Genomic DNA, 25,285 nt, shown 5'->3' with positions numbered 1-25,285 from the left:
AGCGAAAAACCAAATCGAAAATTGCTGATTTAAGAGGATGCCCAGGGCGCTGATTACAGGCTGAGCGTGGCTTCCGAGGCGTTGGAGATTCGCATACGCAGACGCATGTTGCGATACGAAGAAGCATATTCCAGTGCCGTTTCCGCACTAATGACGTTCTGTTCGTAGAGATTGTACAGGGATTGATCCAGCGATTGCATCCCGTTTGTGTCGCCCTGGGCGATAACGGCACTGAGTTCTTCGAATTCCTTGCGTATGATCAGGTCGGCAATTCTTGGTGTGACCACCATTAACTCGTAGATGGCGATACGTCCACCTTCCAGAGTGGGGACCAGTTGCTGGGCAATCACTGCCTTGGTGTGGTTGGCGAGAGTCAGTAACAAATTTTCCTGTTGGTTCTCAGGATAAAGCCCGATCAGACGCTCGATCGCGTGACGTGCATTATTGGCATTGATCGCGGAGAGAAATAGTCGTCCGGCATCAGCCAGGCGTATGCCATATTCCAGCGTTTGCCAATGAGTAATGTCGCTGGTCGCGACGATATCGGCAGACTGACGTAATGCACAAGTCATCGCCGATTCAAAATTGGCGGTGTCACGGCCGATCTCCCGTTGATTAATGATGGAAAGTCGCTGCGGTAAAACATATTCGATTGGATCTTCGATGGTCAGGATATGCGAGGCGACGTTTTCGTTGTGGTAGTTGAGTAGCGACGCTAACGTTGTGGATTTGCCCATGCCCGCAGGACCGGCGATGAACATCATGCCCCGTTTGAGCTTGATCATTTTTTTTAGCGCTTCAGGCGCACCCAGTTCTTCCAGAGTCGGAATATGCTCAGCCAAAGCATGCACAACTAGCGCGTACTGGTCTTGTTGACGGAACAGATTGACATGGTAGCGGCCGAGCGTCGGAGAACGATATGAAAAACTCAATTCCTGGGCGGTGTCAAAATCGTTGATATGGGATTGTGGAATAAGAGACTGGGTGAGTAGCGCCAGTCGTGTATGGGTTAGTGGTGAACCGTTGGAATTGGTAACGACACCGTGTATACGGAATGTGGGTGGCTTACCTCTCGTCAGAAATAATTCGCTCGCGCCTAATGCACGCATCTGGCGCAACAAGTCTGACAGATAATCCTGCATGCCCTTCCCCACAGCTTGGAATTGTTTGGTGCACAGGCTATACGGAACAGCTTAATTGCTACTTACTTGCGCTACAGGCTTGATTTGATGCGCTTTGTCATCTCTGCCTGCACTTTCATGCCGCCAGCAATGATGTTGCCGGTTTCAAAATAATCGGAGCCGCCTTTTAGGTCTGTCACGATCCCGCCGGCCTCCTGGATGAGCAGTATGCCTGCGGCCATATCCCAGATCTGTAGACCCATTTCCCAGAAACCGTCTATTCGACCTGCGGCGACATAGGCCAGGTCGAGTGCTGCTGAGCCTGGTCGGCGTACACCGGCGGAGTCAGGCAACAGGGCGCGCAGGGTTTTCAGATACAGTTCGAGGTCTTGATCTTCACGAAACGGGATGCCGGTTCCAAGAAGCGCGCCTTTCATATTAGGGCGACTGGTCACCCGTATGCGACGGTCATTCAAGCGCGCACCTTCACCAACAGAAGCAGAGAAAATCTCCTGTCGTAGGGGGTCGTAAACGACAGCGTGCTCCAGACGCCCACGGTATCTGACCGCGATAGAGACGGCAAACTGGGGGAAATTGTGCAGAAAATTAGTCGTGCCATCCAGTGGGTCGATTATCCACTCGAATTCACTGCCCTGATTGGTGCCACTTTCCTCGGCAAGGATGGAATGGTGAGGGTAGGCCTTTTTGATGACCTTGATGATTTCTTGCTCGGCACGTAGATCGATGTCGGTGACGAAGTCATTTGTGGCTTTTTCTCTGATATTCAATGTGTCGATTTGGTCCAGAGCACGTACAATAACGTTCCCTGCCTGACGGGCTGCGCGGACAGCGATATTGACCATTGGTTGCATTGGCGTACTCCGACTACAAGGATGTGGTGGCAAGGGGCCGCGTATTTTAGGGGTTTGAGCGGCCAAAGGCAAACCAGAACAGTCGTATAAATTGTTGGAGTCAAATGCAGTCCAGTAATATTCGGATAGTGCTCGTCGAGACCTCTCACCCGGGTAATATCGGCGGTGTGGCCCGCGCGATGAAAAATATGGGCTTGAGTGAACTGTCCTTGGTAAAGCCAAAGGTTTTCCCTTCAGGTGAGGCCACTGCGAGGGCCTCAGGGGCAGACGATGTTTTGCATAATGCCCTGGTGGTCGACACACTCGAGCAGGCCCTGGCTGACTGCACGATGGTGGTCGGTACCACCGCACGGTTCAGGCGTCTGCAATTCGACGTGATGAATCCACGCGAATGCGCCGCAAAACTAGCCGAGGCAAGCGCCACTGAGAAGGTGGCTCTGGTATTTGGGCGCGAGGATTCCGGCCTGAGTAACGATGAACTCAATTGCTGTCATGCCTTGGTACATATTCCGACTAATCCTGATTTTCAGTCCTTGAATCTGGCCGCTGCGGTGCAGATATTGGCCTACGAACTGGCTATTGCCGGTGGACAGACTGAAATGCCAACTGCCTCTGAACGCGTCACCACTGATGATATTCCCGCGACTATTGAAGAAATGGAGGGTTTTTATCAACATATGCACGACGTGTTACTGGATATCGGGTTTTTAAAAGGGCAATATCAGCAATTACTACGACGTTTACGCCGTCTTTTCAATCGGGCGGCGATGACTCGTACCGAAGTGAATATATTACGCGGCATATTCCAGGCAGCAAGTGGACGGAAGTACCAGTGGATGAAGGACCAGGGTTTGACAAATGATCGAGATGAGCCCACTAAATAGTTATAGGGTCGACTGAAAGATATGCTCTCACGCCTAAAAGAAGATATTTCCTGTGTGTTTGACCGCGATCCCGCGGCACGTAACTGGCTAGAGGTGTTAACCACCTATCCGGGAATTCATGCCTTGCTGTTTCATCGTCTGGCGCACTGGTTGTGGCGGCATGGGGCTAAATGGCTGGCAAGAGGTATTTCGACTTTCTCACGCTGGTTTACCGGTATTGAAATCCATCCTGGCGCCGTCATTGGGCGGCGTTTCTTTATCGATCACGGCATGGGGGTGGTGATCGGTGAAACCGCAGAAATAGGTGATGACTGCACGCTCTATCACGGCGTAACACTCGGCGGGACGACCTGGAATGCCGGCAAACGACACCCTACTTTGGCCGATAATGTGGTAGTTGGCGCAGGTGCCAAGGTGTTGGGGCCGATACTAATAGGAAATGGTGCGCGAATTGGTTCGAATTCAGTCGTAGTCAAAGATGTGCCGGATGGGGCAACCGTCGTCGGTGTTCCCGGACGCATAGTAGAAAAGAAAAAGGCGGATCAGATTGCTGATGAACGACGTCAGGCTATCGCCCGAAAAATGGGGTTCGACGCCTACGGCAATACCAAGGATATGCCGGATCCGGTAGCGAATGCGGTCAACGGGATACTAGATCATGTGCATGCCATGGATGAGCGTCTTGAGAGCATGTGCAAGGCCATGAAGGCAATGGGCGCCGAAATAAGTGATAAAAAACTACCTGATTTGGGGTCTTGCGAATTAAATTCTGCAACCCAGCAGGACGTAGATAACGAAAAAATAAAGTAAAGACAAAGTGATACATGCTCTGAATAACCTAGCACGGATAAGGATATTTACTTGACACAAAAGCTAGGGAATCGTTAAACTAAGACAGTGTCTGGAAGTCGCGGGCATTGTCATGGTTAGGTATTAAATTTCGACAGAAATAACCAGGTGGAAAAATATGAGACTTACTACAAAAGGTCGTTATGCGGTTACGGCAATGCTTGATCTAGCCATCAACTATAAAGATGGTCCCATTACATTGTCAGATATTTCCAAGCGTCAGGGTATCTCCCTGTCTTATCTCGAACAGTTGTTTTCTAAGTTACGCAAAAACGGCTTGGTCGATAGTGCTCGCGGTCCCGGAGGCGGTTACCGCTTGAGTAGAGAGGCACACAATATTGCGGTTGCAGATGTGATTACCGCTGTTGATGAAAAAATTGATGTGACGCGTTGCGATGGAAAAGGTAACTGCCAGGACGGACACCCCTGTCTTACTCACGAATTGTGGCAGGATTTGAGCTGCCGAATTTATGATTTTCTGAATGGTATTAGCCTGGGCCAGTTGGTTGATAACCGCAATGTTCAGACTGTTGCCATGCGCCAGCGTGATGGATTGGCAAGTGAAGCCAGCATTGCTGTTGAAGATATTACATCAGCGGATGCGTCCGCGTAACTGAACGAAACGCCTAAGCGCGGGGACGGAATGCACGATGATCTACTTCGATCACAATGCTACCACCCCTATTGATGAGCAAGTGTTTAGTGCGATGGAACCCTATTTGAAATCAGGGTTTGGAAATGCTTCGGGAAGTCACTATTTGGCTAGAGAGGCTCACCGGGCACTTGACATCGCACGCGAGCAAATAGCGGAACTGGTTAACGCGCACCCGTCGCAGGTGATTTTCACCAGCGGTGGTACAGAAGCCAATAATCTGGCCATCAAAGGAAGCGTTTTAGGGATGGGGCTGAAGCATGTTTATTACGGTGCCTCGGAGCATCCTTCGGTAAGAGATGTTGCGCGTTACGTACATGAAAAACATTGGGCTGAATCGCAACCGTTGCCGGTAGAGCCTGAGGGAAATGTCTCTGTTGATACGTTTTCTTCTCTTGTTTCCCCGGATAGCCTGGTTTCATTGATGTGGGCAAATAATGAAACTGGCGTGTTGAACGATGTTGTCGCGCTAGCGGCGCGTAACAAGGTGGTTTTTCATAGTGATGCAGTACAAGCGGCCGGCAAGTTAACAATCGATTTTCCGGCAAGCGGCGTGGATATGATTAGTCTTTCGTCACACAAGCTGTATGGCCCAAAGGGCGCAGGAGCTTTAGTAGCGAAGAAGTCTCTGTTGTTGGATCCATTGATTCATGGTGGAGGCCAGGAAAAGGGGCTACGTTCCGGCACTGAAAATATTGCAGCTATTGTTGGCTTTGGTGAGGCTGCGAGATTAGCCAGAAGCCGCATCGGTGAACAGGAAAGCGTCAAAGCGATCAGAGATGCACTGGAAAGTCGTTTGTCAGAAATATCCGGGGTAACGGTATTTTGCCAGGCGGTGGAGCGGTTACCTAACACAACATTTTTCGCTGTCGCAGGTATTGATGGCGAAACATTGATCATGCAACTTGATCAATTGGGTTTTGCAGTTGCAAGTGGCTCCGCGTGTTCGTCGCGTTCAGGTAAGCCCAGTCATGTTTTGCTGGCAATGGGTGTAAATGAAGATGTAGCACGTGGCGCGATAAGAGTGAGCTTAGGAAGAAAAAATACACTTTCAGAAATAAATGCGTTCGTGGATTCCTTGTCAAAGGTAATTACAGATTTAAAGAGAATGTCAGTTGTAGCGCCTTGTTAGGCCTGCGACACAATGGAGAGGAAAATGAAACTACCTATTTATCTGGACTATTCGGCAACCACGCCAGTGGATCCACGTGTTGCTGAAAAAATGTGCTCATGCCTGACCCTCGAACAGAATTTCGGAAACCCGGCTTCCCGTTCGCATCCCTTTGGCTGGGCGGCAGATGAGGCTGTCAATAATGCCAGAGAGCAAGTGGCAGCATTAATAAGCGCAGATCCAAAAGAAATCGTATGGACCTCGGGTGCAACAGAGTCCAACAATTTAGCGATTAAAGGTGTCGCGCACTTTTACCAGAAAAAGGGTATGCACATCATTACGTGCAAAACCGAGCACAAAGCGGTGCTTGATACCTGCAGACAATTAGAGCGTGAAGGTTTTGAGGTGACGTATCTTGATCCGGAAAGCAATGGCCTAGTTGACTTGAACAAGCTTGACCAGGCTATTCGTGACGACACCATCCTTGTATCTATCATGCACGTTAACAATGAGATTGGTGTCATACAGGATATAGCCGCTATCGGCGAATTGACCCGCAGCAAGGGCGTGTTGTTTCATGTCGATGCCGCTCAAAGCGCTGGTAAAGTACCCATTGATATGCAGTCACTCAAAGTGGATTTGATGTCTTTTTCCGCGCACAAAATTTATGGTCCCAAGGGGATTGGTGCACTGTATGTGCGACGCAAACCTCGCGTACGTTTAGAAGCGCAGATGCACGGTGGTGGACATGAGCGCGGCATGCGTTCGGGAACCCTGGCTACGCATCAGATTGTCGGCATGGGTGAGGCCTTTCGAATTGCCAAAGAAGAAATGGCAATGGAAAACGCGCGTCTGATCAAGCTGCGCCAACGTTTGCTTGATGGCTTGAAAGACATGGAAGAAGTTTACATCAATGGAGATCTGGAGCGACGCATCCCTGGTAATCTCAATCTGAGTTTCAATTATGTTGAAGGTGAGTCCTTGATGATGTCTCTTAAGGACATCGCGGTTTCCTCTGGCTCGGCGTGTACGTCAGCGAGTCTAGAGCCTTCGTATGTCTTGCGCGCAATAGGTCGCAGTGATGAACTGGCACACAGTTCATTGCGATTTACAATCGGGAGATTTACCACCGAAGCGGAAATCGATTACACATTGGGCATAGTTCGTCATGCTGTTGAAAAGTTACGTGAGCTATCGCCATTGTGGGAAATGTATAAAGACGGCATTGATCTGTCCACAATCAAGTGGGCTGCACACTAAGGGGGCTGTACCATGGGAATAACAATGACACAAGCGGCGGCGGACAGAGTGCTTGGATTTCTGGAAAAGCGGGGTAAGGGTGAAGGCCTGCGTCTTGGTGTCAAACCCAGTGGCTGCTCTGGTATGGCGTACATAATTGAGTTTGTTGATGCCATTGAGGACAACGATGAAGTTTTTGAAGACCACGGCGTAAAGATCATCGTCGATAAAAAAAGCTTGTTGTATCTCGAAGGAACCGAGTTGGATTTTGCGAAGGAAGGCCTGAACGAAGGGTTCAAGTTTAATAATCCTAATGCAAAAGGCGAATGCGGTTGTGGCGAGAGCTTCACTGTATAAATGCCTCACGACAGTTGATTGAGGAAATCAGTCTCCTGAAGTAAGTATTCTCGGGGCGCAATTCGTGCCCCATTATTAGAATATCCTGTTTTGCCAATATAAATATGACTGAACTATCGGATATGGATATATCGCAGAATTATTTTGAGTTGTTCGATATTCCTGTGGGATTTGAGCTGGATTTATCGATGCTGCGCAGAAAGTATCAGGAATTGCAGAAGGTCACGCACCCTGATCGATATGCTAGCGCCAGTGAACAGGAGCGTTTGTTATCCGTTCAAAAAGCGGCCTTGATAAATGATGCGTTTACTACGCTCAAGCATCCGCTATCACGAGCAAAGTATCTTCTGCAATTGCACGGTGTTAACTATGATGATGAAAAAAACACCATCGCAGACGGCGCGTTTTTGATGCAGCAAATGGAATTAAGAGAGGCGATTGCATCCATACCTGGTACGAAAGATCCTTATGGCGCGGCGGCGCAGGTTATTGAAGAAATCGAAAAGCACATGCGAGGTTTGTACGGTTTTTTGCAGCGTGAATTTGAAGTGTTGATTCCCGGTGCGCCTGTGGAAGAGATGCTGGATGCGATAAGAAAACTGCAATTTTTTGAGAAGCTGCGGCACGAAGCAGAACTGGTGGAATCAAAACTGGACGATTGATTACTAATGGCATTATTACAAATTTCTGAACCTGGCCAATCGGCTGCTCCACATCAACACAAATTAGCTGCGGGGATTGATCTCGGTACAACCAATTCGTTGGTTGCAAGTGTGCGCAGCGGAGTAGCGGAGACTTTGGCGGATAGCGAGGGCAAGCACATTCTGCCATCGGTTGTGCACTATGCTTCTGAAGGCGTCATTGTTGGAGAAATTGGCCTTAAGCACGCCGTCAAAGATCCGCTTAATACACTTAGCTCCATTAAGCGCCTGATGGGACGCAGCGCCAACGATTTAAATAGTCTGGGAAGCCAACTGCCTTATGAGTTTGTGGATGAGAGTGCAGGCGTACCTCGTATTAAGACGCGCCGAGGTGATGTCAGTCCGATCGAAGTGTCTGCGGAAATTCTCAAAGTATTAAAATTACGTGCAGAGGAAACCTTAGGTGGCGAACTGAGTGGAGTCGTTATAACCGTCCCCGCCTATTTCGACGATGCGCAACGTCAGGCGACGAAAGATGCTGCACGAATTGCTGGCTTGAATCTTTTTCGATTGCTAAATGAGCCAACCGCCGCTGCGGTTGCATATGGCCTCGATAAACGCAATGACGGCACTATTGCGATCTATGATTTCGGTGGCGGTACATTTGATATTTCGATTTTACGCCTGAACAAAGGCGTGTTCGAAGTTTTAGCCACAGGTGGTGATAGCGCACTTGGGGGCGACGATTTTGATCGTGTTATTGCTCAGTGGATTATGGGTGAAGCTGGAATTAAAGAAGATGCCAGCCGTTCCATGATGCGTCGTTTGATGGAAGAATCGCGACGCGTAAAAGAGGCCTTGACCGAAAACGCTCAGTCAGAAATTTCTATCGAGCAAGATGAGATTAAATGGGCAGGCGTGTTGACGCGGGATTTGTTGAACGAGCTGCTTGCGCCGTTGGTACGGAAAACAATTGCTGCATGCCGCCGAACTATTCGAGATGCAGGAATAGAAAAGCGTGAAGTCGATGAAGTCGTTATGGTTGGTGGCTCGACCCGTGTTCCGCTTGTCCGAACTCTGGTAGGCGAGTTTTTCGAATGTGATCCATTAGTGGATATAGATCCTGATAAGGTGGTCGCAATCGGAGCGTCCATCCAGGCGGATGTGTTGGCGGGTAATAAACCCGACAATGAAATGCTCTTGCTTGATGTAATTCCACTTTCTCTTGGGATCGAAACGATGGGTGGTCTGGTCGAGCATATTATTCCCCGCAATACGACGATTCCAGTTGCCCGCGCACAGGAATTCACGACCTTTAAAGATGGACAGACAGCGCTGGCTGTTCATGTTTTGCAGGGCGAGCGTGACCTGACGGAAGACTGTCGTTCGCTTGCTCGATTTGAGTTGCGCGGCATACCCCCAATGGTAGCAGGATCTGCGAGAATTCGGGTTACCTACCAGGTAGATGCTGATGGGCTTCTGAGTGTGTCTGCCCGTGAGCAGACTAGTGGTGTTGAGAGTCATATTGAAGTAAAACCATCTTATGGTTTGAGCGAGAATGAAATAGAAACCATGCTGCGCTCCTCTTTTGATCATGCGGCGCAGGATATGGAAATGAGGAAACTGCGAGAGCAGCAAGTTGAGGCTGATCGTGAAATCGAAGCGTTAAAAGCAGCACTCAATGATGATGGAGATGAGTTGTTATCTGCGGAAGAGCGTACGCAGATAGATAAGGCGCTTGATAGGCTGGTGCAAACCCGAAGCGGTGTCGATGCAGATGCGATTAAGGACGCTATCGAAAATTTGGAAGCGGTTTGTGTTGGCTATGTTTCACGTCGCATGAATAGCAATATCAAGCGCGCGCTTTCCGGACAAAAAGTAGATGATGTTGATATCTGAGGGGTGAATTAATGCCACAAATTATCGTATTACCGCATGTAGAATTATGCCCTGAAGGTGCAGTTCTGGAAGCTGAAAAAGGCGTGACAATTTGTGACGCATTGCTAAAAAATCATATTCATATTGAACATGCGTGCGAGAAGTCCTGCGCCTGTACCACTTGTCATGTCTATATTCGTGAAGGTGGTGAGTCTTTGATCGAGGCAGAGGAAACAGAGGAAGATATGTTGGACAAAGCCTGGGGGCTGGAACCAGATTCCCGGCTGAGTTGTCAGACGGTTGTTGACGAAAGCGATCTGGTAATTGAAATTCCGAAATACACGATTAACATGGTTTCGGAAAGTCACTGACGGGAGATAATAAATGAGCCTCAAATGGACGGATAGTCTGGAAATTGCGATAGCATTGGACGATAAGCACCCGGAAGTTGATCCGCAATATATTCGATTTACCGATTTGCATCAGTGGGTCTGTGAGCTTGACGAGTTTGATGATATTCCAGATCGTTCCGGAGAGAAAATTCTGGAAGCCATTCAAATGGCGTGGATAGACGAACGAAGTTAAGTGAATACAAAAAAAAGCCCGATAAATTTATCGGGCTTTTTTATAAGACTTGTTGTGCTAAATTCCGTTTTGGCTCCATTGCTTGAGTATCACACCTTCAGGTGTAGTTGGCTGTGGTTCCGCATCGATTAGCTCGCCATGTCCCTGATACGCGCCAATATTCGGTGCTCGAATACAGGTTTCACCTGCTTCGCACAAATTATTGTCATTTCCAATCCCGTCATTAATGATCTCGACGCTATTGACGAGATAAGTAATGGGGCGAAGGCAGTTTTCTCCGATTTCGCAATTCGCGTCCTGATCATTATTGCCGTTATTGTCACCGAGTAATTCTTTGCTGCCTACGGGTAAAGCGTTGCCTGTTTTATAATTGAACAGCGTGTGATGTTGTGTGGAGGTCGAACTTTCCTTCGCGCCAAGAATTTCAGTTTGCGCTGTGGATTTGAGCGACCAATCAATGATTCGGCAGCCACCAGCAGCGCATGCGCCATTGGCTGTTTGTCCGCTATCAAGGTCTTTACCATCTAAATTCCAGCTACTGTAGTGGTTGCCAGTTGAAGTGGAAAAGTCGACGTTTGAAATATCCTCTGCGATGGTGCCTTCGCCCACAAAATTATCGCTAAAATTGCTGACGCTAAAAACGTCGACATTTTCACATGCGCCACTGGTGCTGCAGTCAGAGACAGAATTGAAGGCATCAAGTATGTTGCTAGCATGATTATTGTTGTTGGCTGCGCCATTTACATAGCTAAAGCCCTGTCCGGCATTGTCGGTCAAAGTGGCATTTACGATATGGTTGTACTCGCTTAACTTTACATTGCCTTCGGTATTGGCGATCTGAAGACCGTTACCGGTATTGGCGCTGCTGGTAATATCAGCAAAAAAGGAATTGCGCGAGCCTTCGAGTAACAAACCATCACCGTTATTGGAGTGAGTGATAACCTTGTTGAGTACGTTGCCTGACCCCTCAACTCGAATGCCATGTAGTCCATTTTTCGCAGCCATACTGTTGACTAATGTCACGCGATCTGCGGAGTCGATTTCAATTCCAGTTCCGGCGTTGTTTGATGAGGTGATATTTTCCAGCGTAATGAGACCGTAGGTCTCTCCGTCACCAATCAAAGTGAGGCCATTTCCCCCGCTTTTTTCGAACACAACATTGCTTAGGCGACACTGCAAAAGTTTGGAGAGATTGCTGCCTTTTTTAGATCCGAAGAAACGGGCATTGTGAATGCGCAAATTTCTACTGTTAAACACTTCTAATATGTTTTCAGAGCTGCTCGTGTATTCGCCTTCTATCCAGCTATAGTGACTGTTATTCAATGCAATCATATTGCTGCCAGTTCCGGTGGGGTGCGTCGAAAGGACAAATCCTGGAGCCGTAAGTAAAATGATATGGCTTTCCTTGAATTCGAGATTTGCACCATAGGTGTTACCAAACGTTTCGGCTCGCGCAAGGTAAATAGCGCCTCGTTCAGACAGCTGATTCAGGCCGATTTGTATGTCATAGATTGCGTTGTTCCACCAGCGTGCATCTTTTGAATCGATATTGGTTAACTCAGTACCGTTAAGCTTGACGATTAACTTGTTACGTTTCCATTGCTTCTTACTGAAATCGATTAGAGAGGTAAGGCCTTTACCCGGATTGAACTCACCGCTGCCATTGTGAACAATAATCTTTCCGTCTTTTTCTGCACATTGCCAGCTAAATACACCGAGTTTGTCTGTGGCGGTAATGCCGGCGCAGCTTTCAGTTGAAGCGGGCAGGGGTAGATAGCGCATAATGCCCCAATGTTGCTTGAGATTGCTTTCCGTCGGGCTGCCGTGAGCGGTCCACTTTGAATACTCAGGGTAAACCGGGCTGACGCCATCACATTCTACAGCGATGCTGACATTTTGATTATTTATGCTGCCACGGGTATTAATTGCTGAACAGAAACCTTCTTCACCATCCAGGTGCAAAATTTCAAATCTATATTTGTGACCGTCGATGATTCGGTAGTTAAACTGATAAGGGGTTGATTCACCCGCGCTGTTGACAGTAAGTATTTCGTCGCCTTCTTGGCCGTCAGCAGTCAGTGACAGTTGAATAGAGCCTTTTAGCCCCGTGATTGCTCCGTTCACAAAGAACGAACGCGGCGTGCTGAAGTCATAGAGCGTAACCACTTCCTGTAGGTTGCCAGCTTTGTCTCTAATGCCGCTATTGATTTTCAGATGATAAGTGGTGTCGACCATCAGTGGTTCATCCAGCGTGAGAACCACAACATCATTTTCAACTCCTGAATTGGAGCTCGCCGTAGTTGCTGTGAAGCTTATTTCCGGTGTGATAGTGATGGTGCTGGCAGAAATGCTATTGGAATCCAGCGTTTCACTAAAATAGAGTTTGATCTGCTTGGTATTGGGATCAATTGTCTTGCTTGTGAGGCTAGCAGGCTCAACCTTGACGATACTCGGTGGCGTGTTGTCTTCATCTATTTCTTCGCCTGGCTGGACAATCCCGCAGGCGTTAAGAACCGCGATCAGGCCAAGGGTAGCAAATAGTCGAGAATTTATTTTCATGTTGTACCGCGCTTTTGCTTCAGAAAACCGAGCGATTGTATCAAATATACCTAATGACAACAAGGAAATAGCCATTATCAGCCTCAGAGGTTTGTTTTTATGAACACCTTAATATTTCCGCATTTACAATATCTTAACGTGGATATCGTGTATAGTGCTGGAGGTTTTGGTAAGGCGAAAAAAGTCGCCCTGCTAACACCCAAATAAACCCGCTGACCTTACCCTTAAAACGATATAAATTTCAAGCACAAACCAGATGTAGAGGGCCAAAGGCCTGATTTCTATGTTTGCCAGTGCGGGATGTATTTCGTTAGAATCGCGCGTTTATCTATAGTATTAATCCCAACTATCAACATCGGAGAGAACATGGCGGTCGAACGTACAATTTCCATTATCAAGCCCGACGCAGTGGCAAAAAACGTTATTGGTGAAATATATAACCGTTTCGAGAAAGCAGGCCTGCGCATTGTGGCAGCACGTATGATCCAGCTCAGCAAAGAAATGGCAGGCGAGTTCTACGCGGTACATAAGGAACGCCCTTTTTACAATGACCTGGTCAGCTTTATGACTTCTGGTCCGGTTATGGTGCAAGTCCTGGAAGGTGAGGACGCTATCGCCAAGAACCGTGAAGTCATGGGGGCAACCAACCCTAAAGACGCAGCTCCTGGAACTATCCGTGCGGACTTCGCGTCTAGCATAGACGAAAACGCTGTACATGGATCCGATGCCCCTAAGACAGCGGCTGCGGAAATTGCCTTCTTCTTCAAAGAAAGCGAGCTTTGTCCGCGAATTCGCTAATTTTACTGGAGTACTAAGTTGTGTCTGCGCTAAAGATTAATCTGTTCAATCTGGGAATCGAAGGTTTAGGCGACTATTTCGAAGGAATAGGCGAAAAACGTTTTCGTGCTACCCAAATTATGAAATGGATTTATCAGCGTGGCGTGACTGATTTTGAACAAATGACAGATCTTTCAAAGGCCTTGCGCGCCCGGTTGGGTGCCGAGGCCGAGGTTTGTCCTCCTGAACTGGCTTTAACTCAGCAGTCGAACGATGGCACCCAGAAATGGCTGCTAAGGCTAGATGATGGTAACTGTATCGAGACGGTATATATTCCTGAGCAAAACCGGGGAACGCTGTGTGTTTCCTCGCAAGTCGGGTGTGCCCTCAATTGCTCGTTTTGCTCTACGGCGCGTCAGGGATTTAATCGTAATCTCACCGTAGGCGAAATCATTGGCCAGGTTTGGCATGCGGCCAAGACCTTGGGGCAATTTGAGCGTCAGCAAAGCGAACGTTCGGTTACAAATGTCGTGTTAATGGGCATGGGTGAACCGCTTTTGAACTTCGACGCCGTGGTCGCTGCCATGCAGATCATGTTGGATGACAACGCTTTCGGGTTATCCCGTCGTCGTGTAACGCTGAGCACCTCTGGCGTTGTACCTGCGCTGGATCGATTAGGTAAGGAATGTAATGTCGCCCTGGCAATATCCCTGCATGCAGTTAACGACGATCTGCGTGATGAGTTGGTTCCTATCAACAAGAAATACCCAATTAAAGAGTTGATGGCGGCGTGTCGCCGCTATATCGAAGACTCCAGTCGGAAAATTACTTTCGAATATGTAATGTTGCAAGGTGTGAATGACGCGCCCGAGCATGCGCGCGCGCTGATTAAATTGCTTCGAGGCATACCATCGAAGGTGAATTTGATTCCGTTTAACCCATTTCCTAATTCGGGCTATCTGTGCTCTTCTCCCGACACTATTGATCGTTTCTCAACGATACTCCAGGAAGCAGGACTGGTAAGTATTACGCGCAAGACACGCGGCGATGATATTGATGCGGCGTGTGGCCAGCTCGCTGGAAAGGTCCAGGATAGGACGCGACGAAGCGTCAAAATGATGAGAGCCGTAGGCGACTAAGGAACAAATGCTAAGGTTAAACATTATAAGGATATTGTTGGTCATTTTTTTGCATTTGCTTGTTTCATGTGTGACGGTGTCGAGTGACAAGCGTAGCGACAAAGAGAAAGCCTCGGACTATGTCTCTCTTGGTGCGGAGTATTTCCAGCATGGTCGACTTGAACCCGCGTTGCAGTATCTGAAGAAAGCGGTTCAATACGATAAAAAGTCGTACCCTGCCAATGCTTTGCTGGCGCTGGTTTATGAACAGCTGGGGCGTTACGATGAGGCTGGCGAATACTTTCGGCGCGCAATAGATCTGGTGGATACGGATAGTCGTGATTTTGGGTCTATTCATAATAATTACGCTGCTTTCTTGTGTAGCCGAGGGAAAGTGTCTGACGCGGCCAGTCATTTTCGTATAGCTTTCGAGCATTCCTTATATGCGACACCCGAGCTGGCATTGGAAAATGGTGGGTTATGCTTTATTCGCCATGACGACCTGGAAAGTGCGGAAGGATACTTTCGTGAGGCTTTGAAGCGAAATGGGAACTTGCCTCGTTCACTTGTTTCGATGGCGGAAATTTCGCTTAAGGGAGAACATTTTTTAGCTGCCAGAGCATTCATGCAGCGTTTTTTGGCGATCCAGACCAGGCCGGGTGCCGCGGATTTGCTATTGGCAGTACGTATAGAAAGGGCTATGGGAGATGACGTCAGTGCTCGAAAATTCGGGCAGACTTTGCGACAGCAGTATCCCACTTCGGAAGAAGTAAAACAGCTGGCTGAGTTGTATTGAGTTAGCTAGGATTAGTTTAGTTGATAAGCATACTTTTGGGGGCACTATGAGTAGTCCAGCGGTAAAGCAGGAAGAGTGGGCAAAAAAGGAAGAGCAGTCTGCTCCAACCAAGGAAGACATCTTGCGCGCAATGAATGCGTCTACTGGTGAAGGGCCTGGGCGATTCATAAAACAGTTTCGAGATCTGTCTGGAATGTCGGAAATGGAGGCTGCGTCGCGTATGACGATTAGTTTGCATCAGCTCCGAGCCTTGGAGGCGGACGATTTTGCGCAACTTCCCGCGCCAATTTACGTGCGTAGCTACCTGCGACGGTTTTCTGAGGTTTTCTCCGTGCCGATGAGTGATTTGCTTGCCTCGTATGAGCGCTGCGAAAGTAGTCGTGAGCCGTCAATTGCACGCGTGTCCCAGAATCAGCGAATTCATTACCGAGGGGTATCTACTAAATCTCTCATATACGGTATTGGCGCGGTCATTCTAATCGTTTCACTGTGGCTGGCGAAGATGGCGGGTCTGGATGACTGGGTGAAGGGTGTCGCAATAAACCATGGCAGTACCGAGTCCAGTGAGGTCTTGGCAATACCCAGTCAAGCACCCGAAACAGCCGATTTGGAGCCGATAACGCCGCCTGTGGAATAAATTGGTGATCAAATTGATGATAAAAACGCCGCATATGCGGCGTTTTTTCATATAATAGGCGCCATTTTTGGGTGATGAGGTATAAGTGGTGGCAAAAGGCATCCAGGCCATTCGGGGAATGCATGATGTGTTGCCGACGGATTCTCTTTACTGGCAGCATCTGGAACGATGCGTCTCCGATCTCATGTCGGCTTATGCCTTCGATCAGATTCGTATGCCGGTGTTAGAGAAGACCGAGCTGTTTAAGCGCACAATTGGTGATGTCACCGACATCGTCGAAAAAGAGATGTACATGTTTGAGGATCGAAACGGCGATAGCCTGAGTCTTCGGCCTGAAGGTACTGCGGGATGCGTACGCGCCGTTATTGAGCATGGGCTCATACATAACCAGGTACAGAAATTATGGTATAGCGGACCAATGTTTCGCCACGAGCGTCCGCAAAAAGGCCGATATAGACAGTTTCACCAAATTGGCGTCGAGGTGTTTGGCCTCGCTGGACCGGACATAGACGCGGAACTGATTGTGTTGACCCGACGTTTATGGGAAAAGCTCGGACTTTTTCCCTATGTCGGTCTGGAAATCAACACCCTGGGTACGCAGGACGAACGGCATGAATATCGCGCAGCATTGGTGGATTTTCTCCTGACAAAGGAAGAAATGCTGGATGAGGACAGCAAACGCCGATTGCACAGCAATCCGCTGAGAGTGCTTGATTCCAAGAGTGAGTCAACACAAGCGGCATTAAGAGACGCGCCGAGTTTGCTGGATTTTATTGGTGAAGAGTCTACACAGCATTTTGAATCACTCAAATTGATGCTCGACAGCGTGGGAATTTCGTATACAGTCAACCCCCGTCTGGTTCGAGGGCTGGATTACTATTCGCGCACGGTGTTCGAATGGGTGACTGATAAATTAGGTGCCCAGGGGACTGTGTGCGCTGGTGGTCGATTTGACAGTCTGGTAGAAATGCTTGGCGGTCGCGCAACTCCAGCGGTCGGCCTGGCCATGGGGGTTGAGCGTTTAATAGCGCTCATGCAGGACTTTAATACCGTTGCTGTTGGCGAGCAGCCGGATTGTATTTTGATTTTACTTGGCGACCTTGCTCAGAATGCTGGCGTACGCATTGCCGAGGAATTGCGCAGTAGCGTCACTGAGCTGCGAGTGGTGCAAAATCACGGAGGCGGCAGCCTGAAATCGCAAATGAAAAAAGCCGATCGCATCGGTGCGCGCTGGGCGATCATCATTGGCGAAGAGGAGTTGAACCAGGGCGTTGCCAGTGTAAAGCCGTTGCGTGGAGAAGGCGAACAGTCTAGCGTGAAGCTGACTGATTTGGCCGCCTATTTTGAATCTGCAAAAGTATCAGCTTGAACATACGAAGGAGAACATAGTGGAAAACTATCGTACCGATGAAGAACAGGTAGAAGCGTTAAAGCGCTGGTGGGAAACCAATGGCAAAGTCGTCATTCTATTCGGCATCCTCTTTGTTGCGGGTACTGTCGGTGGAAATGTATGGATGGATTATAAACATTCAACCGCGAGCAAAGCGTCCACGGAATATGATCTTATGATGCAGGAAATGCAGACTGGCAAGGCAGAGGCGGCCATGCAACGCGGCGCCACGCTGATGGAACAACACAAGGACAGCACTTATGCCGCCTTAGCGGCATTAGCCGTGGCCAAGCTGGAAGTGGAAAAAGGGGACTATTCCGCAGCCGGGTCGCGCTTGAAGTGGGTGCTGGATAATGTGACTGAGACTAATGTGCAACATGTCGCTCGATTACGTCTGATTCGGGTAATGGTAGAAGAGAGTAAGCTGGATGAGGCCCTCGCTTTGGCCAATATTGCGGAAGCCGGTAAATTCAAGCCTGAGTACGACGTCTTAAAGGGTGATATCTATGTTGCCAAGGGGCAATCTGATCTCGCCCGCGGCGCCTATCAGGCGGCTTTGAGTGGCGAGGGATTGTCTCCCCAAACGACATCCGAATTGAGGTTGAAGCTTGATGATCTCGGTGGCGGGGCAAGTTCTTGAAGAAATTAGTCCTAATTGTCTCTCTGAGCCTTGGACTCTGGTCTTGCGCTGAGTTGCAGAGCAAAGTCAATGGGGAAAAGCCCTTTCTCGAAACTTTGCCACTTGCACCGGTGGAAGTCAGTTGGTTTCGGCAGTTTGCTGAATATGGCGTAGACAGGTTTTCGGAGCTCCGGCCGGCGTTGGGCGAAGATCTTGTAGTTCTTGCCGATAAGCGCGGGGACGTGTCTGGCTACGTATTGAGTGACGGGGCTGAGCAGTGGCGCAAATCCATGTCGGTTCAGTTTACTGCCGGCCCAGAGTTTGGAAAAAACAAAATCCTTCTGGGGACACGAAACGCAGAAGTCGTGGCGCTTTCAGCTGAGTCTGGTCAAGAGCTATGGCAGGTACGGGTAAGCAGTGAGGTGCTATCTGCCCCGAGACTGGCTGAGGATATGGTGATTGTCCATACCGCTGATGGCAAAGTTCAGGGTATAAGTGCCGAAAATGGCCAGACTATCTGGACATTTAGTCGTCAAGTTCCTGTGTTGACCTTGCGGGGTACGGGATCACCGCTAGTTGTGGACGACACCGTGATTATCGGTTTGCCTACGGGAAAACTGGTCGCCCTGGCAGCTGCGGATGGCAAGATGTTGTGGGAAAGCCCTGTAGCTTTGCCGAGGGGGCGTTCCGAGCTTGAGCGCATCGTGGATATCGACGGGAGGATCCAGCATGCAGATGGCACGCTATATGTCACCAGCTATCAGGGACAGGTTGCCGCGCTAACTATCGAAAGCGGTAGGGTGTTATGGACGCGAGAAATGTCTTCCTACTTAGGCGTGACTATTGATGGGCGGCATCTTTATGTAACAGACGTTGAAGGTAAGGTATGGGCACTGGATAAAGACAGCGGCGCGACGGTATGGATGCAGGATAAGCTTGCTGGCGCGAATACTGTTGTGACAGTTGTTGGCGATCACCTTGTAATTGGGGATGTAGACGGTGGGCTTTACTGGATGACTGCCACCGATGGACGGTTGGTCGCACGCTACCCCTATTTAGAGTTTGCGACCAGAACGGGATTGCTTAATCCAGCGGAACCCGATGACGCGCGCGACGGTTTCAAACGTTCTCAGGGTTATAACGATATTGGCGTTGCCAGTGCTCCGGTAGCGACAGCGAATGGTCTGTTGGTTACCTATCGTAGTGGCGTTATGGCAAATATCTCTCTCAAATCGACTATGTAGTCCTTCCGGAAATCCATGAAACGAGTCATTGCCCTGGTAGGGCGCCCAAATGTGGGAAAGTCCACCCTCTTTAATCGTCTTACTCGGACGCGTGATGCGCTGGTCGCAGACGAACCTGGTTTGACTCGTGATCGTCGCTACGGCACCGTAAAAAACGCTGGTCAGTCATACATGTTGATCGACACGGGCGGCTTGTCCAATGATGAAAACGACATCGATAATTTGATTAAAGACCAGGCCTTACTGGCCGTTGGCGAAGCAGACCTGGTTTTCTTTCTGGTCGATGGCAGGGAAATTCTGAGCGCCGACGATCAACGGATCGCCCAAAAATTAAGATCTACCGGCAAGTCTATTGTTCTTGTTTTAAACAAAACCGAGCGCATGGAACGGGAGCAGGTGGTCGGCGAATTCTACCAACTCGGTTTTGATGAATTGGTCCCTATTTCAGCTGCTCATGGTAGCGGTATTGATGATCTTCTTGATTTGTTGGCTGATCGTTTTCCTGACTCCTATGAAGAGGAGGAAGAGGACTCTTCGACGGCTAAAGTGGCAATAGTCGGTCGACCTAATGTGGGGAAATCGACGCTAGTGAATCGCCTGCTGGGCGAGGAACGGGTCTTGGCCTATGACATGCCAGGGACCACGCGCGATAGCATACATGTGCCTTTCGAATATGAAGGCGATTCTTATGTTCTTATCGATACTGCCGGGGTCCGACGTCGTTCAAAAATTGATGAGAAAATCGAAAAATTCAGCGTTATAAAATCCCTGCAAGCCATAGATGAGGCCAACGTAGTCATTTTGGTCATTGACGCGCATGAAAATATCAGTAGCCAGGATACCCATTTGTTGGGTTATGTGCTGGATGCGGGCAAGGCCTTGCTCGTCGCGGTAAACAAATGGGATGGATTGCCGAAGGAACAAAAAGATTATCTAAAAAAAGAGGTAGACAGGAAACTCCAGTTTGTCAGTTTCGCATCGCTTCATTTTATATCCGCACTACATGGAAGCGGTGTTGGGAATTTAATGGGAGTTGTGAAAAAGGCCTATGCCGCCTCACGTATGCAATATCCCACGCCGCAATTGACGCGGATTTTGGAAGATGCGGTGATGACCCATCAACCTCCGCTAGTCCATGGTCGGCGCATAAAGATGCGTTACGCTCACCAAGGGGGGCAAAACCCGCCGGTTATCGTTATTCATGGAAACCAGGTTGATAATGTGCCCGATGCCTATCGACGCTATCTTGAGAACACGTTTCGTAAAGTGCTAAAGATTGAAGGTACTCCGATACGGATACAATTCAAGAGCGGTTCCAATCCTTTTGAAGGCCGTAAAAATACATTAACCGCGCGTCAGTTAAATAAACGTAAGCGAATGATGAAGCACATCAAGCGGCGGTAACTCGCCTCATCACGTCTATATCCCGGAAGTATAGTCAGTTTTTCAGTATGCCTTAAGCTACCCCCCTTATTGTGAGACGCTAACCATGAGTTCGATATGGGGAATTTTGCAATAAGCGGATAAACGTCGTACGGCAATATTTACAAATCGAACGACGACAATAATTTACGCAAAATATTTGGGGGAAGGGCGGTTTCAGTTTTTGAAACCGGGTGTATCACCAAACTTCTAGCTGAACAGCCAGCTTTCTTATTGCGAGTTGGTAATGTTCCGCCAGCCTCAAGGGATAGACAGGCTTTCTCCCCCCTCGTTTTGCCGCAATTGTTTTTAATCAGTGTAGTTTCGGCGCAATCGTCTCATATGAGGGAGCCGGTAAAAGGGGGTCAAATGAAACGCATAATTCAAACCGCGCGTAAAAGCCTGGGATTGAATGCATTATCACTAACGGTATTGTTATTCATGACGGGGTGTATCGGTCAGTTACCGGAAGGTGGGCTGGACGGTGCAGAAAATATGGATATCGCGCTAGCCGGCGAAATTCGCCGCGAGTCTCGGCGTAACTTTCAGAACGATATCGTGCGTTCCGCATTCTGGGATCAAAACAACGGAGTATTGGTTGTCAGTGGGTTTGGTGAACTGGACGATGATGACAATCAAATCACCGTATTGAACGCATTTACCCGCCAGATCCTGATTCCCAATAATCAAAACATCAATCTCAATCGCGCACTAAATAGTGATGACGATGATAACTGGGTATTGCGTCTCAATAATTTGGCCGCCGTTCCTTGTTCCATCAGTGTTACGACACGACGCGGCGTGCAGAATATTCCGGTACAAAATGCGCCACTGAGTTGTGCGGGTGCTTCGGTAGCGCCTCTTGGCAGCATTGTTGTCTCAGAAGCAGAGTGGAAGAATTCTTCTGCTCGCCTAACTGTAAAGGGTAGCGGCGCGATTCCAAACCAAGTCGTAAACGTATTCGACTCCGTGTCCGGTCAATATCTCGGTAGTGATCAGGCCAATTCCGTTGGTTCCTGGAGAGTGCGCGTTCGCAATGTGTTTCCAATTCCATGTGCTGTCAGTGTTTCGTCTAACGGTTTAATCGCTCAAGCGGTGGTTTCAAATTCGCCGTCTACTTGCTCCGGCACAATTGGTGGAATTCCATTCTCTCCAATTGGAAGTTTTCCTGGAGGTGTTCCACCGACGACTCCTAATGCGCCACCACAGTTTTTTGGTCTGGCTCCGGAAAGTGTAATTCAGGCACCGCTTGCGGACCTGACAATTCCTGTTGGTACAACAATTAACTTTGTCGGTAGCGGTTTTGATCCAGATGGTGTAGGTCAATTGAGTTATCGTTGGTCATTTACCGGTACCGCATTCATGCAAGATCGTAGCGGTGCATCGGTCAATGTGTTGTTTAGCAATCCAGGGATTTACTATGTCACCCTGACTGCAACCGACGCTAACGGCTTGTCGGATCCAACACCTGCAACGCGTTTGGTTATTGTGCAAGACACCAGTGGTTTTCCAGTTCCTGGTCTGCCAAACGGTGGCGGCTTTAATCCTCCAGAAGGATACATCGTACAGCCTGCACAACAGCAGAATCTGACCGTAAATGCAGGTCAGTCGATTTCTTTCTTTGCCGAAGGATTTGACGCTGATGGCAATTTGCCGCTGACTTTCTACTGGGATTTTGGCGGTGCGGCACCGAACATGACTGGTCCGGCTCCTGGTCCAGTAATCTTTGCGATTCCTGGTACTTATCTCGTGAGTATGGTGGTTGCTGACTCGCGCGGTTTGACAGATCCAACTCCAGCGTATCGTACAGTTACTGTTCTGGGTTCAGGTAATAACTTCCCTGGACAAGGAGGACAAGGTCCGTCTGGGTTTATCAGTCAACCAGCTTCGGATGTGTCGATTCCAACAGGTGCTTCAGTAACATTCGCAGCATCTGGCTATGATCCAAACAATAGCAACCCATTGAGCTATCGTTGGGACTTCGGTGGTGCACGTCCGGCTACGACAGTACAAAACCCAGGCGCGCTGACGTTCAATACTCCTGGTGTTTACATCGTCACCATGACGGTAACTAATGCACTAGGCCAGTCTGATCTGACGCCTGAGCGTCGTATCATCACTGTTGGTGCGAATACTTCGATCGGTGTGAATAATCGTCCGCCAGTGAGCAGAATAGTTGCTCCTGCGTCTAACGAAATTCAGATCGCTCTTGGGCAGTCAGTCAGTTTTGCGGGTACAGCAACAGATCCAGATGGTGATACACAGTTGTTGTATCGTTGGGAAATGGATGGCGCGATGCCGGATATTCGCGCGCAAAATCCTGGTGATATCATCTTCAACCAACCTGGTACTTATCGCATACGTTTCACTGCGACCGATTCGCAAGGCGCGAGCGATCCAACGCCAGAAGTTGTTAAGGTAACTGTACAAGGTGTGACTACTGGATTTAATCAGCCGCCAAATGGTTCGATCATTGATCCAAACGTCAACATGACTATCAGTGTCGGTCAGAGCCTGAGTTTCTCTGCACTGGGATCTGATCCAGAAGGTGGTCAGGTAACGTTTAACTGGAACTTCGATGGGGTTGAAGAAAATACCACCGGTCAGGTTACTCCGCCAATCACCTTCAACCGTACCGGAACCTTCCGTATACGCTTGACGGCAGTTGATAACGCTGGCGCAAGAGACATGACCCCAGATGTACGTGTGGTAACGGTAGTCGGTAACAATCTGACTCAACCACCAATTGCATCGATTGTTTCTCCTGCAACCGACGTAGTGATTCGTCGCGGTGACAGTATCAACTTCATGGGCTCTGTCTATGACCCTGATTCTGCTCCGGCAGCAATGTCTTACAACTGGGATTTCGGATTCCTGACGGGTTCTACGCAAGTGAATTACAATACTGCGTATGCGGGCTTGGTCTATTTCTCAACAGTTGGGGAATTCCCTGTTCGCTTGACGGTGAGTGATGGTATCTCTAGCGATACAGTGACTCGTATTGTAAAAGTTATTGATCCAACACCAGCGTTAGGCGCAACCATCTCAGTCATTTCTGGTTCTGCTATGGTCGAAGTTCCTGTGAACTTCCAGGTGCTCAATACAACTGGCGGTGTGATCACAGACTACTACTGGAGCTTTGATGGTGGCGCACCTGATACGACAGTAGCTTCTCCAAGCGTAACGTTTAAGCGCGCAGGAAGTTACAACGTGGCCCTATATTACACCGATGCGCAAGGTCGCTTTGGTAAGGCGACGCAAACGGTTAATGTTTGTAGTGCAGGTTTTAGCTGTGGCGGTAGTATTCCTCTGAGTGTAACGCCGGTCATAACTCTGCCTGCGCAGAACAATATGACTATCAATGTTGGCAGCAGTATTGATTTCGCTGCATCGAATGTTGGTGGTGGCTATGCTCAACGCTGGAATTTTGATGGAGCGGTTGCATCACTAACCTTCTCTAATCAGTTCGGCAGTGTTGTTCAGGCGCAAGGTCCAGGTCGTGTAACGTTTAACCGAGTGGGCAACTACAACGTAACACTGAGATATGTTGACGTAACAACTGGTGCAGTTAGTCAGTCTGCTACTCGCACTATCTCAGTTGTTGCAAATGGTGGTACGCCATTTGGCACAGGTATACCGGGTTTTCCTGGTGCGGGCGGCTCTGTTGGTGGTTTCCTCAATGCAGTGATTCAGTCACCACAAAACAACAGCACGTTTGCTTGTGGTGCGAATGTGAACTTTGAGGCCTCTAACATCAGTACCGCGATTAACTATCAGTGGACCTTCTACCAGAATGGCCAGGCGCTTGCCTTCCGCTCTGGAATAACAACCTCGATGATTTTCTATCAGGCGGGTAGTTACGAAGTGACATTGAGTGCAAACGATCCGACTACAGGAGCGGGTAACGCCACGCCTGATCGTCGTACCTTTACTGTGATCAATAGCAGTGCCTGTACCGGACAGCCGATAGGTGGTGGTGTTGGCACGCCTGGTACTGGTGGTGCAGGAGCAGGTAGCGGTTTTGGTTTAGCACCGAATGGCAATATCACCTCGCCATTGAGTGATATGACGATTCGTCGCAATGAAAGTGTTAACTTCACTGCGGAAGGATACGATCCTTCAGGTGCATCCGCTGCGGGACTGCTTTATACCTGGGATTTTGGAAGTCTACCTGCAACAGGTGTTCAACCAAATTCACAAAACGCAGGCAATATGACATTCACACAATCCGGTGTATATGTCGTTAAGCTTACAGTACGCAATGCATCTGGCGTGTCTGATCCTACGCCTTCGATTCGTGTGATAACCGTGTTGCCATAACGCTCACAGTTACTTAATCACAACTGAAAAAGCGACGTTAACTTATTAGTTTTCGTCGCTTTTTCTTTTCTGTTTTTTTTATTTTTTGCCTTGAATTATCTCGCTTCGCGTTCTATCTTTTGCAATATAAAAATAATATTTCTTCGTGGGAAGGGTCTGGGTTTTTGCTTTGGTGTTGGAATCAACATCCCCTTCAAATGCGTAAAAATAAAAA

22 protein-coding genes are annotated in these 25,285 nt (G+C 48.7%); 19 read left to right on the top strand and 3 right to left on the bottom strand.

Annotated elements, in window-relative coordinates; translation table 11 throughout:
• Window positions 1–53: 53 nt before the first annotated feature.
• Window positions 54–1,142: a PilT/PilU family type 4a pilus ATPase gene (locus tag OEZ43_18805; protein ID MDH5547634.1), complete on the bottom strand. Its 1,089-nt coding sequence runs from the start codon at window positions 1,140–1,142 to the stop codon at window positions 54–56.
• A 71-nt stretch (window positions 1,143–1,213) separates the two neighbouring features.
• Window positions 1,214–1,993 (bottom strand): inositol monophosphatase, encoded by a 780-nt coding sequence (locus OEZ43_18800; protein MDH5547633.1) that lies wholly within the window; start codon window positions 1,991–1,993, stop codon window positions 1,214–1,216.
• A 104-nt stretch (window positions 1,994–2,097) separates the two neighbouring features.
• Between OEZ43_18800 and OEZ43_18795 the strand changes: the two genes are divergently transcribed.
• The 10 genes from OEZ43_18795 to iscX all read left to right on the top strand — a co-directional run bounded on the left by OEZ43_18795 (window position 2,098) and on the right by iscX (window position 10,189).
• Window positions 2,098–2,877: an RNA methyltransferase gene (locus OEZ43_18795; protein ID MDH5547632.1), complete on the top strand. Its 780-nt coding sequence runs from the start codon at window positions 2,098–2,100 to the stop codon at window positions 2,875–2,877.
• 21 nt (window positions 2,878–2,898) lie between these two features.
• Window positions 2,899–3,687, top strand: a complete 789-nt coding sequence (gene cysE / locus OEZ43_18790; GenBank protein ID MDH5547631.1) for a serine O-acetyltransferase — start codon at window positions 2,899–2,901, stop codon at window positions 3,685–3,687.
• 157 nt (window positions 3,688–3,844) lie between these two features.
• The gene (gene iscR, locus OEZ43_18785) at window positions 3,845–4,339 is read left to right on the top strand and encodes a Fe-S cluster assembly transcriptional regulator IscR (protein ID MDH5547630.1); all 495 of its coding nucleotides are present in this window, start codon (window positions 3,845–3,847) and stop codon (window positions 4,337–4,339) included.
• Window positions 4,340–4,376: 37 nt separating this feature from the next.
• The gene (locus OEZ43_18780) at window positions 4,377–5,510 is read left to right on the top strand and encodes a cysteine desulfurase (protein ID MDH5547629.1); all 1,134 of its coding nucleotides are present in this window, start codon (window positions 4,377–4,379) and stop codon (window positions 5,508–5,510) included.
• 24 nt (window positions 5,511–5,534) lie between these two features.
• Complete coding sequence (locus OEZ43_18775; GenBank protein ID MDH5547628.1) at window positions 5,535–6,749, top strand: IscS subfamily cysteine desulfurase; 1,215 nt, start codon at window positions 5,535–5,537, stop codon at window positions 6,747–6,749.
• A 12-nt stretch (window positions 6,750–6,761) separates the two neighbouring features.
• A complete protein-coding gene (iscA, locus tag OEZ43_18770) occupies window positions 6,762–7,085 on the top strand; it encodes an iron-sulfur cluster assembly protein IscA (protein MDH5547627.1) in 324 nt (107 codons plus the stop codon).
• 104 nt (window positions 7,086–7,189) lie between these two features.
• The gene (gene hscB, locus OEZ43_18765; protein ID MDH5547626.1) at window positions 7,190–7,747 is read left to right on the top strand and encodes a Fe-S protein assembly co-chaperone HscB; all 558 of its coding nucleotides are present in this window, start codon (window positions 7,190–7,192) and stop codon (window positions 7,745–7,747) included.
• A 6-nt stretch (window positions 7,748–7,753) separates the two neighbouring features.
• The gene (gene hscA, locus OEZ43_18760; GenBank protein ID MDH5547625.1) at window positions 7,754–9,625 is read left to right on the top strand and encodes a Fe-S protein assembly chaperone HscA; all 1,872 of its coding nucleotides are present in this window, start codon (window positions 7,754–7,756) and stop codon (window positions 9,623–9,625) included.
• A gap of 11 nt (window positions 9,626–9,636) precedes the next feature.
• The gene (gene fdx, locus OEZ43_18755) at window positions 9,637–9,975 is read left to right on the top strand and encodes an ISC system 2Fe-2S type ferredoxin (protein MDH5547624.1); all 339 of its coding nucleotides are present in this window, start codon (window positions 9,637–9,639) and stop codon (window positions 9,973–9,975) included.
• Window positions 9,976–9,988: 13 nt separating this feature from the next.
• Window positions 9,989–10,189 carry a Fe-S cluster assembly protein IscX gene (iscX, locus tag OEZ43_18750; protein MDH5547623.1) on the top strand — a complete coding sequence of 67 codons (201 nt, stop codon included), beginning with the start codon at window positions 9,989–9,991 and terminating at the stop codon, window positions 10,187–10,189.
• Window positions 10,190–10,246: 57 nt separating this feature from the next.
• Here iscX and OEZ43_18745 read toward each other — a convergent pair whose 3' ends face one another.
• Window positions 10,247–12,748 carry an Ig-like domain-containing protein gene (locus OEZ43_18745; GenBank protein ID MDH5547622.1) on the bottom strand — a complete coding sequence of 834 codons (2,502 nt, stop codon included), beginning with the start codon at window positions 12,746–12,748 and terminating at the stop codon, window positions 10,247–10,249.
• A 366-nt stretch (window positions 12,749–13,114) separates the two neighbouring features.
• On the opposite strand from OEZ43_18745, the gene ndk reads away from it, so the two are divergent.
• The 9 genes from ndk (at window position 13,115) to OEZ43_18700 (ending at window position 25,071) form a co-directional block, all read left to right on the top strand.
• Window positions 13,115–13,546: a nucleoside-diphosphate kinase gene (gene ndk, locus OEZ43_18740; GenBank protein MDH5547621.1), complete on the top strand. Its 432-nt coding sequence runs from the start codon at window positions 13,115–13,117 to the stop codon at window positions 13,544–13,546.
• Window positions 13,547–13,566: 20 nt separating this feature from the next.
• Window positions 13,567–14,664, top strand: coding sequence for a 23S rRNA (adenine(2503)-C(2))-methyltransferase RlmN (rlmN, locus tag OEZ43_18735; GenBank protein MDH5547620.1), 1,098 nt, complete (start codon window positions 13,567–13,569; stop codon window positions 14,662–14,664).
• A gap of 7 nt (window positions 14,665–14,671) precedes the next feature.
• The gene (pilW, locus tag OEZ43_18730; GenBank protein MDH5547619.1) at window positions 14,672–15,439 is read left to right on the top strand and encodes a type IV pilus biogenesis/stability protein PilW; all 768 of its coding nucleotides are present in this window, start codon (window positions 14,672–14,674) and stop codon (window positions 15,437–15,439) included.
• Window positions 15,440–15,485: 46 nt separating this feature from the next.
• The gene (locus tag OEZ43_18725; protein MDH5547618.1) at window positions 15,486–16,076 is read left to right on the top strand and encodes a helix-turn-helix domain-containing protein; all 591 of its coding nucleotides are present in this window, start codon (window positions 15,486–15,488) and stop codon (window positions 16,074–16,076) included.
• 88 nt (window positions 16,077–16,164) lie between these two features.
• Window positions 16,165–17,445 (top strand): histidine--tRNA ligase, encoded by a 1,281-nt coding sequence (hisS, locus tag OEZ43_18720; protein MDH5547617.1) that lies wholly within the window; start codon window positions 16,165–16,167, stop codon window positions 17,443–17,445.
• Between the two features lie 19 nt (window positions 17,446–17,464).
• A complete protein-coding gene (locus OEZ43_18715) occupies window positions 17,465–18,106 on the top strand; it encodes a tetratricopeptide repeat protein (GenBank protein MDH5547616.1) in 642 nt (213 codons plus the stop codon).
• Window positions 18,103–19,329: an outer membrane protein assembly factor BamB gene (gene bamB, locus OEZ43_18710; GenBank protein MDH5547615.1), complete on the top strand. Its 1,227-nt coding sequence runs from the start codon at window positions 18,103–18,105 to the stop codon at window positions 19,327–19,329. Before OEZ43_18715 ends, bamB begins: the two co-directional genes overlap by 4 nt.
• 15 nt (window positions 19,330–19,344) lie before the next feature.
• Complete coding sequence (gene der, locus OEZ43_18705; GenBank protein MDH5547614.1) at window positions 19,345–20,733, top strand: ribosome biogenesis GTPase Der; 1,389 nt, start codon at window positions 19,345–19,347, stop codon at window positions 20,731–20,733.
• Between the two features lie 387 nt (window positions 20,734–21,120).
• Window positions 21,121–25,071 carry a PKD domain-containing protein gene (locus OEZ43_18700; GenBank protein MDH5547613.1) on the top strand — a complete coding sequence of 1,317 codons (3,951 nt, stop codon included), beginning with the start codon at window positions 21,121–21,123 and terminating at the stop codon, window positions 25,069–25,071.
• Window positions 25,072–25,285: the final 214 nt, after the last annotated feature.

The sequence above is a fragment of the Gammaproteobacteria bacterium genome, from assembly GCA_029881255.1.
Lineage (GTDB): Bacteria > Pseudomonadota > Gammaproteobacteria > S012-40 > S012-40 > JAOUMY01.
The sequence above is the reverse complement of the archived record's forward strand: the minus strand, read 5'-3'. Positions and strand labels throughout refer to the sequence as shown.

Coding starts and splice junctions, on each gene's coding strand:
- iscA (MDH5547627.1), top strand. CDS start 6,762: ATGGGAATAACAATGACACAAGCGGCGGCGGACAGAGTGCTTGGATTT.
- iscX (MDH5547623.1), top strand. CDS start 9,989: ATGAGCCTCAAATGGACGGATAGTCTGGAAATTGCGATAGCATTGGAC.
- OEZ43_18780 (MDH5547629.1), top strand. CDS start 4,377: ATGATCTACTTCGATCACAATGCTACCACCCCTATTGATGAGCAAGTG.
- OEZ43_18795 (MDH5547632.1), top strand. CDS start 2,098: ATGCAGTCCAGTAATATTCGGATAGTGCTCGTCGAGACCTCTCACCCG.
- cysE (MDH5547631.1), top strand. CDS start 2,899: ATGCTCTCACGCCTAAAAGAAGATATTTCCTGTGTGTTTGACCGCGAT.
- OEZ43_18745 (MDH5547622.1), bottom strand. CDS start 12,748: ATGAAAATAAATTCTCGACTATTTGCTACCCTTGGCCTGATCGCGGTT.
- OEZ43_18725 (MDH5547618.1), top strand. CDS start 15,486: ATGAGTAGTCCAGCGGTAAAGCAGGAAGAGTGGGCAAAAAAGGAAGAG.
- der (MDH5547614.1), top strand. CDS start 19,345: ATGAAACGAGTCATTGCCCTGGTAGGGCGCCCAAATGTGGGAAAGTCC.
- ndk (MDH5547621.1), top strand. CDS start 13,115: ATGGCGGTCGAACGTACAATTTCCATTATCAAGCCCGACGCAGTGGCA.
- fdx (MDH5547624.1), top strand. CDS start 9,637: ATGCCACAAATTATCGTATTACCGCATGTAGAATTATGCCCTGAAGGT.
- OEZ43_18775 (MDH5547628.1), top strand. CDS start 5,535: ATGAAACTACCTATTTATCTGGACTATTCGGCAACCACGCCAGTGGAT.
- OEZ43_18700 (MDH5547613.1), top strand. CDS start 21,121: ATGAAACGCATAATTCAAACCGCGCGTAAAAGCCTGGGATTGAATGCA.
- iscR (MDH5547630.1), top strand. CDS start 3,845: ATGAGACTTACTACAAAAGGTCGTTATGCGGTTACGGCAATGCTTGAT.
- OEZ43_18800 (MDH5547633.1), bottom strand. CDS start 1,993: ATGCAACCAATGGTCAATATCGCTGTCCGCGCAGCCCGTCAGGCAGGG.
- hscB (MDH5547626.1), top strand. CDS start 7,190: ATGACTGAACTATCGGATATGGATATATCGCAGAATTATTTTGAGTTG.
- OEZ43_18805 (MDH5547634.1), bottom strand. CDS start 1,142: ATGCAGGATTATCTGTCAGACTTGTTGCGCCAGATGCGTGCATTAGGC.
- pilW (MDH5547619.1), top strand. CDS start 14,672: ATGCTAAGGTTAAACATTATAAGGATATTGTTGGTCATTTTTTTGCAT.
- hscA (MDH5547625.1), top strand. CDS start 7,754: ATGGCATTATTACAAATTTCTGAACCTGGCCAATCGGCTGCTCCACAT.